The sequence below is a fragment of the Methylobacterium nigriterrae genome (assembly GCF_037106235.1).
Taxonomy (GTDB): Bacteria; Pseudomonadota; Alphaproteobacteria; order Rhizobiales; family Beijerinckiaceae; genus Methylobacterium; species Methylobacterium nigriterrae.
In genome coordinates this window covers 1-1,015 of the sequence record NZ_JBAWTG010000414.1, presented here as the reverse complement: position 1 = coordinate 1,015, position 1,015 = coordinate 1, and the positions used below count along the sequence as shown (strand labels likewise).

The following is a 1,015-nucleotide window of genomic DNA, read 5'->3' as shown; positions in this document are numbered from 1 at the left end:
GAACTCCGGCGTGAACGTTCGTTTCGTTGTCCCCATCAGACACCTTCCAGCCCCCATGGGAGCGTAGCAGAGGTGTCCACTCATTCAGAGGAGGATCATGTTGGCCTCGATCATCATCTGCTGGATGGGCAGATCTGCGGGCTCGAGGTGTGGCTGCAGGCGGGCGAAGTCGTCCGGTGCCATGGCCTTCAGCAGGCGATTGCGAACGGTGAGCTGGTGAGCTGGAGCCATGGCTCTTGTCTCCCTTGGAGCAAGAGCACGCGTTGTCTCTCAGCCGCCTGCGCTCGGATCAGCTTGCAAGCGATGACGATAATTTGCGGCAGAAGACGACTCTGTTCAACCCGACACAGATTAAAGTGTGAAACCCGACGTAGCACGAAAGTTTGATACCACACCGGGGTCTGTCGGCGCTTCCACCCAAACCAACCCTTGCTTATAACCTGCGACATCAAAGTCTGTAAGCCTAGCTTGACTGCAGAGAATGCGCATGGAGTTGGCGGATAAGCAGCCGGCGGTGCTGCTGACCGAGAGCGATCCGGTGCTCGGCGTGGATCTGAGCGATGCTCTGGAGAAGGCAGGTTACCGGGTGCTCGGGCCCGTTGGCACGGTGACAGAGGCCCTGCGCCTCCTGAAGGAGGACAAGCCCGCGCTGGCAGTCATCAGTGTGGTGCTGGGAGATGGTCGCTGCACCGCGCTCGCTCGCGAACTGCGCCAACGCGGCGTGCCCTTCCTGGTCCACTCCGGCTGCCGGCAAGATCAGCGTCTCACCAGCGAGTTCCAGGGTGCGCCTTGGCTCAGCAAGCCCGCGCACCCGAGAGACATGGTGAGCACTCTGGAGGAGCTGTCCCGGTCCAGCTCTGCACCTGCGAGCGCGACGCAAACTGCGGAACCTGCCGCGCCGGTCCAGCCGGTCAGGGGTGATCCTCCTCTGAATGAGTGGACACCTCTGCTACGCTCCCATGGGGGCTGGAAGGTGTCTGATGGGGACAACGAAACGAACGTTCACGCCGGAGTT

The 1,015-nt window shown here is 61.5% G+C and carries 2 protein-coding genes; one reads left to right on the top strand and one right to left on the bottom strand.

Going from position 1 to position 1,015, the window contains the following annotated elements; all coding sequences use genetic code 11:
- Positions 1–84: 84 nt before the first annotated feature.
- Positions 85–231, bottom strand: a complete 147-nt coding sequence (locus WDW90_RS37475; RefSeq protein ID WP_336492782.1) for a hypothetical protein — start codon at positions 229–231, stop codon at positions 85–87.
- 256 nt (positions 232–487) lie between these two features.
- Between WDW90_RS37475 and WDW90_RS37470 the strand changes: the two genes are divergently transcribed.
- Positions 488–1,015 (top strand): response regulator (locus WDW90_RS37470; RefSeq protein ID WP_488803325.1); only part of this gene is annotated, 528 nt, incomplete at its 3' end.

Excerpts from the sequence above, each read along its gene's own strand:
- WDW90_RS37475 (WP_336492782.1), bottom strand. The coding sequence starts at position 231 with ATGGCTCCAGCTCACCAGCTCACCGTTCGCAATCGCCTGCTGAAGGCC.